We start from the raw sequence: 7,183 nt of genomic DNA on the forward strand, positions 1-7,183 counted from the left end.
TTATTTTAATTTTGAAAATGCAACCGTTGCAGCAGCTATTGTTTTCTCAATATCCTCATCACTATGTGTTGTGGATAAGAACAAACCTTCAAACTGAGAAGGAGGCAAGAAGATTCCTTGCTCTGCCATTTCACGATAGTAAGAAGAGAAATAATCAAGATTAGATGATTTCGCCGTTTCGAAATTGATTACTTTTTCGTTCGTAAAGAAGAAGCCAATCATCGAGCCTGCTCGGTTTACACATGCAGGGATATCGTAAGCTTTTGCTGCAGCCGTGATTCCTTCTTCCAGACGATCTGCTTTTCGTTCAAATTCCTTATAAGAATCTGGTGTAAGCTGAACCAGTGTCTCATAACCAGCAGTCATTGCAAGCGGGTTTCCTGACAAGGTACCTGCTTGATAAATTGGGCCGCTTGGTGCGATTTGTTCCATAATATCTGCTCTACCACCAAATGCTCCAACTGGTAGACCACCGCCAATTACCTTACCAAGACAAGTTAGGTCCGGTGTAATGCCAAAATAACCTTGTCCACAGTTGTATCCTACGCGAAATCCAGTCATCACTTCATCAAAAATAAGAATCGTTCCGTACTCTTTTGTAATTTCACGTAAACCTTCTAAAAATCCAGGAAGCGGCGGAACAACACCCATATTCCCAGCTACCGGTTCCACAATAACAGCTGCAAGGTCTTCACCGTGTAATTGAAATGCTGTTTTTACGCCTTCAATATCATTATAAGGAACCGTAATCGTATTGCGTGCAATTCCTTCCGGTACTCCTGGGCTATCTGGCAATCCGAGTGTTGCTACCCCTGATCCCGCTTTAATAAGAAGGGAATCACCGTGTCCATGATAGCAACCTTCAAACTTTAAAATTTTATTTCTGCCCGTGTATCCACGCGCTAAACGAAGGGCACTCATTGTCGCTTCAGTTCCAGAGTTCACCATACGAACGATTTCTACAGATGGAACACGACTAATGACCAGCTTGGCAAGCTCATTTTCGATTTCGGTTGGCGTACCAAAGCTTGTTCCTTTTTCTGCTGTTTTTTTCAAGGCTTCCACCACTCGTTCATTTGTGTGGCCAAGAATCAGTGGTCCCCATGATAGTACATAATCGATGTACTCATTGCCATCGATGTCATATACCTTTGAACCCTTTCCGTGATCCATGAAGATCGGGTTCATCCCTACTGCACGAAATGCGCGAACCGGGCTATTTACGCCGCCAGGCATAAGTTTTTTTGCTTCTTCAAAGGCTTGAATGCTCTTGGTAAATTGTTTCATTAGCGCGTGCTCCCTTCTAGCAACCATCTTGCTGCGTCTTTTGCAAAGTAAGTAATAATTAAGTCTGCCCCTGCACGTTTCATACTAATTAATTGCTCTAACACGATTTCTTTTTCGTTAATCCAACCATTCAATGCCGCAGCCTTAACCATTGAATATTCACCACTTACATTGTAAGTAACAATGGGAAGATCAACATTATTCCGTACATCACGAATAATGTCGAGGTAGGAAAGCGCTGGTTTCACAATTAAAAAATCCGCTCCTTCTTGGACATCTGAATCTGCCTCGCGAAGCGCTTCTAAGCGATTTGCTGGATCCATTTGGTACGTTTTACGATCACCAAATTTCGGTGAACTATTGGCAGCATCACGAAATGGGCCATAATGAGCTGATGAATATTTCACTGCATAAGACATAATCGGAACATTCGTAAATCCATTTTCATCTAATGCCTGACGGATTGCAGCAACGAAGCCATCCATCATATTTGATGGTGCAATAATGTCTGCTCCAGCCTTTGCTTGGCTTACTGCCGTTTTAGCAAGTAATTCTAATGATTCATCATTTAAGATAACTCCGTCTTCAATTACGCCGCAATGGCCGTGATCCGTATATTCACAAAGACAAGTGTCAGCAATCACAACTAGCTCTGGAAAATGTGCTTTAATTTCTGAAATGGCTTTTTGTACAATGCCATGGCTACAATATGCAGAAGATCCTACATCATCCTTGTCATCTGGAATTCCGAACACAATAACTGATTTAATTCCTAAATCGACAACTTCCTGCATTTCCTCTTGTAGCATATCTATTGATAATTGATCGATTCCGGGCATGGACTGAATCGGATTGCGTATTTTTTCGCCTTCAACTACGAAAATAGGATAAATGAAATCTTCTGTATGTAAGTGTGTTTCTCTAACTAGCGCTCGCATATTCGCAGACTGACGCAAGCGGCGATGACGTTGAAATTGTAAATGACCCATTGTTTTTCCATCTCCAGTTCTATTATTTTTTTACCGCGTTTGACTGGAAGCACAATCTAATAGCGCGCCAATCGTATATTCTTGCGGCATTATAATCGAAGTAAAATAGTTTCTGGCTTCCCGTTCTGTAGTTGGCCCGATACACCCAATTGTACACCTTTTTACCCATTGTCTCCAATTCGTACCTTCAAGAAGATTGACAAAACTTTTAACAGTAGATGGGCTTGTAAATGTAATAATATCAATACTTCCGCTTTCTAATGCTTTTATTAGAGGTAACTTTGCATCCTCATTATACTTCGTTTCATATACAATCATTTCATGAAGTGAAAAACCAGCCTCTTGCATAGCAGTTGGAATCACATCACGCGCTAGATTCCCTTTAGGAAACAAAATCCGTACCTCGTTTGAAATAAGAGGAAGAAATTCTTCTACAAATGCTTCTGCCTCAAATTTACTTGGAACAAAGGCAACCTTACATCCCCTATTCACTAACGCTTGCTTTGTTTTTGTACCGATTGCTGCTACTTGCAAAGTGGGAGGTAAATTTTTTTCGCCAATTAATTGAAAGAAATGAATCACGCTATTCTTACTCGTAAACAAAATCCAATCGTATTCAGACAAATTTTCCGCACTGAACTGATTTGTAGTAGGTACAATTTGTAACAAAGGAAGAATGAATGGATTTCCACCCCGCATCCGAACCGCTTCGGCCATTTCTTCAGTCTGTGCCTTTGCACGTGGAATAAGGACAGTCTGGCCGGCTAAAGAAGCTTGTATCATAGTCCGTCCTACTCCCTTGCTTCTTCTATAAGCTGCTTTGCACCCCGAGCAATAAGAAGATCAGCAGCCTGATTACCAATTTGTTCAGGGTCCTTGCCTGACACAACTTCCTTCAGTAATACATCTCCCGTTTTTGATCCAACTAATGCTGTTAACTCTAATTCTCCTGTTTCTAATTGCGTTGCATAACCTGCGATTGGAACTTGACATCCACCTTCTAGCTTGTTAAGGAAAACACGCTCCGCTGCTACCGTTTTGGCTGTTACAACATCGTTCATCTTATTAAGGGCCTGTAGCAATTCCTCATCATCTGCACGGCATTCAATGGAAAGCGCACCTTGGCCAACAGCTGGCACACACATATCTAAATATTCTGTAATGACATCTTCACTCCAACCAAGACGGTGCAAGCCAGCAGCTGCTAGAACGATCGCATCATACTCCTCTTCATGAAGCTTTTTAATGCGCGTATCGATATTGCCGCGAATCCACTTCATTTGCAAATCAGGACGCAATGCTAAAAGCTGTGCACTCCGGCGAAGACTACTCGTACCGACAACGGCCCCGCTAGGTAGATTTTCAAACGTAGCACCTGTTTTAGAAATTAAAACATCACGCGGATCTACTCGTTTTGGAGTGCAGCCAATGGTTAATCCCTCCGGAAGAACTGCTGGCATATCCTTCATGCTGTGAACGGCCATATCAATTTCCTTTGAAAGCATTGCTTGCTCAATTTCTTTTACAAATAAGCCTTTTCCGCCAACTTTTGACAAGGTAACATCCAAGATTACATCGCCCTTGGTAACGATTTCTTTGATTTCAAACTCAAAAGGCACATTTTGTTTTTTTAATTGATCAATTACCCAATTTGTTTGTGTTAAAGCAAGCTTGCTTCTTCTTGAACCAACGATTATTTTACGCATGTCATGTCTCTCCTATGTTTAAAAATGCCAAAAATGAAAAGAAGATAAACTAGTAAATAGAAAAATATTTATAAGTAACACAAAGAATGCCCCGATGTTCCAATTTGCCATACTTCTTCCTTGCAGCTTCTCCGATCCATGTAAGTATAATCCTATACTATATACGAGTAATACAATAAAAGAACCAGACACCTTTGGATCATACCAATGAAATTGGTCAACTTTTGCATAGGCCCATATGTATCCAAGTAGCAGTGCAAATAGGAAGAAAGGAACGGAAAATAAATTTAAACCAAAGGAAAGGGAATTAAAATTCTGTAAACTTCCTAATCTACGCAATCGATTATTCCACTTTTTTTGCTTTAATAACGTATATTGTAGCACGTACATACAAGAAAATATAAACGAAACCGTGAACGTTGCATAGGCGATAAAGGCCATGCCAACATGCACATAGACGAGCTCAGAAATTAACTGGTTTGCAAGTACTGGAGGAGTTTTTCCAATCGGAGTAAAAATAGAAAATACGTCTACTCCAAAAGCAATAACATTTGTAAAAAAAACAAAAAAATCCACACGAAAAATACGATTCATTACAAGAGAAAGAGAAAGAAGCAGCCATACATAAAAGTAAACCCCTGACAAAAGCGTTAGAATGGAATTTTCTGTTGTTTCCACTGCACGCATTACCATAAAAATCGTATGCAGTACCCACACAATGGAAAGTAACCAAAAAGCAATTCGATTTGCTCTTCGGTTACTTTGAAAATAGTCTATGAAATACAAGCTAACGCTACACGCATACAATATAATTGCAACGTGATACACGATGCTATTATTTAGAAGTTCCATCCTATCATCAACCTATAGTGAATGGACAGAAGAAAGGGCGCTGTGTTCTTTCTCCCTATTCACAATTCTTGTTTCCATTTCATGTGCTAAGTCGAGATCAAAAATTCTAGCAAAAAGTTCTAATTTTTCAGCCGCATCCGGTTCGCCTGCTAATTCTTTAGCGATTAAAATGGGATTTTTAAGCAGCTGATTAATAATACTTTTCGTATGCTTGCTGATTACTTTTTTCTCTCGTTCTGTAAGCGTTGGAATTTTCCGTTCAATACTTTCCATCGTTTCGCTTTGAATTTGCAATGATTTTTCGCGTAAGGATGAAATGAGGGGAACTACACCTAGCGTTTCCATCCATGCTTTAAATACAACGATTTCTTCTTCAATCATAAGACCGATTTTTTCCGCTTCTTTTAGACGTTCTTCCTTATTTGCATCTACAATTCCTTGTAAATCATCAATATCATACAAAAATACGCTCTCTAGTTTTTCCATTTCAGGATCTAAGTCACGTGGTACTGCAATGTCTACCATAAATAGCGGACGTCCTCTGCGAACTTTTTCTACTTTTTCCATCATGCCTTTAGTAATAACGAAGTTTGAAGAACCCGTAGAACTAATTAAAATGTCTGCATTCACAAGAGCAGTTTCTAATTCATCTAACGGTTTTGCTTGTCCCATATACTTTTCGGCCATTGTTTCAGCCTTTTCTAACGTACGATTAATAACTGTAACCGTTTTCACGCCACTACCATATAAATTTTGTAGTGCAAGTTCTCCCATTTTTCCTGCCCCTAGAATAAGAACATGACAATTTGAGAGATTGTTAAAAATCTTTTTGGCCAGTTCAACGGCAGCATAACTAACTGAAACTGCGTTTGCATCAATTGTCGTTTCTGAATGGGCACGCTTTGCTAACGTAACCACTTGTTTAAATAATTCATTAAAAATCGTACCGGTTGTTTTCTTTTCTTGCGCTTCTAAAAAGCTAGAACGAATTTGTCCTAAAATTTGCGTTTCCCCTATAACCATTGAATCTAGACCGCTCGTTACACGAAACAAATGTTCAATTGCTCCGTCATTTTCCCAAATCGATAGATAAGGTGAAATTTCTTCTATAGAAAGCTGAAACCATTCAGCCAAGAAATGTTTTATATAATATCTTCCGGTATGAAGCTGATCCACAACTGCATATATTTCCGTACGATTGCACGTAGAAACGATTACATTTTCTAAAATACTCTTTTGCGTCTGTAGCTGAGTCATTGCCCTTTCGAGTTCATCGCTTTGAAAGGATAATTTTTCACGAATTTCTACAGGGGCAGTTCTATAGTTAACACCAACAATTAAAATATGCACGCAGTGTATCCCCCTTCAACTAATCAATTACAACCTAATCATAATACAAATGTTCCTTGATAAAATCAACAAATCTGTGAACAAAAACTCTACTAAAAAAAATATAGTCCATCTTCTCTATTTGCTACGTTATCAAAAAACGGAGGAGTAATCAAGTGATGAGATTACCATATTTGCTTTCCTATTACCAATTATTATTCCAAAGTAAGCAAATTATCCCCTATTATAAAAGCGTTTTCATTTATTTAGTATCCCTTATCAATAGGCTCTGTTAAATCTTATTGTTGATTTAACTAGGTTGATTGGAGCGGAAGGTGCGAGACTCCTGCGGGAAAAACGGGTTAAGGGAGACCCCGCAGGCGCATAGCGCCGAGGAGGCTCCCGAGCCGCCCGCGGAAAGCTCTCACCTGGAGCGGAAATCAACAGGCAAGTTTAACAAGCCTATCAAAAAAACGTGCGACGATTGTCACACGTTTTCATTATGAAGATAATGTTGAATTGCATTCCACGCTTCATTTCTTCCAATTCCTTTTTCAGAAGAAAATAGAATTACTTCATCGCCTTGTCTGACGCGTAGTGTATCAAATACAACTTTCAAGTGTGCCTGATACTTTCCTTTATTTATTTTATCAGCTTTGGTTGCAACGATGATTGTTGGTATGTTGAAATGCTTTAAAAACTCGTACATGGCTATATCATCTTTTGTTGGAGGATGACGTAAATCTACAATAAGAACGGTCGCCTTAAGCTGCTCTCTTGATGTAAAATACGTTTCTATCATCTTTCCCCATGCTTCTCGTTCCGATTTAGAAACTTGTGCATATCCGTATCCAGGAACATCTACAAAATGTAAGATGTCATTCACAATATAGAAATTTAGCGTTTGTGTCTTACCCGGTTTAGAAGAAATACGTGCTAAACTTTTTCTGCTCAGCAATGTATTAATAAAGGAAGATTTTCCTACATTTGATCGTCCTGCAAGTGCAATTTCAGGCAAAT

The 7,183-nt window shown here is 39.2% G+C and carries 7 protein-coding genes; all 7 read right to left on the minus strand.

Features of this window, described 5'->3' with window-relative positions; all coding sequences use genetic code 11:
* Nucleotides 1-1,287: a glutamate-1-semialdehyde 2,1-aminomutase gene (gene hemL / locus AC11ZT_RS07840; protein WP_484059066.1), complete on the minus strand. Its 1,287-nt coding sequence runs from the start codon at nucleotides 1,285-1,287 to the stop codon at nucleotides 1-3.
* On the minus strand, nucleotides 1,287-2,276 hold the full coding sequence (gene hemB, locus AC11ZT_RS07845; RefSeq protein WP_484059067.1) for a porphobilinogen synthase: 990 nt from the start codon (nucleotides 2,274-2,276) through the stop codon (nucleotides 1,287-1,289). The genes hemL and hemB overlap by 1 nt, the downstream gene beginning before the upstream one ends.
* Before the next feature lie 30 nt (nucleotides 2,277-2,306).
* Nucleotides 2,307-3,059, minus strand: coding sequence for a uroporphyrinogen-III synthase (locus tag AC11ZT_RS07850; RefSeq protein WP_484059068.1), 753 nt, complete (start codon nucleotides 3,057-3,059; stop codon nucleotides 2,307-2,309).
* An 8-nt stretch (nucleotides 3,060-3,067) separates the two neighbouring features.
* The gene (hemC, locus tag AC11ZT_RS07855; RefSeq protein WP_484059069.1) at nucleotides 3,068-3,982 is read right to left on the minus strand and encodes a hydroxymethylbilane synthase; all 915 of its coding nucleotides are present in this window, start codon (nucleotides 3,980-3,982) and stop codon (nucleotides 3,068-3,070) included.
* An 18-nt stretch (nucleotides 3,983-4,000) separates the two neighbouring features.
* Nucleotides 4,001-4,834 (minus strand): cytochrome C assembly family protein, encoded by an 834-nt coding sequence (locus tag AC11ZT_RS07860; protein ID WP_484059070.1) that lies wholly within the window; start codon nucleotides 4,832-4,834, stop codon nucleotides 4,001-4,003.
* Nucleotides 4,835-4,846: 12 nt separating this feature from the next.
* Complete coding sequence (hemA, locus tag AC11ZT_RS07865) at nucleotides 4,847-6,184, minus strand: glutamyl-tRNA reductase (protein WP_484059071.1); 1,338 nt, start codon at nucleotides 6,182-6,184, stop codon at nucleotides 4,847-4,849.
* Between the two features lie 466 nt (nucleotides 6,185-6,650).
* On the minus strand, nucleotides 6,651-7,183 hold a 533-nt coding region (gene yihA, locus AC11ZT_RS07870; RefSeq protein ID WP_484059072.1), incomplete at its 5' end, for a ribosome biogenesis GTP-binding protein YihA/YsxC.

This window comes from Ectobacillus sp., from assembly GCF_056992975.1.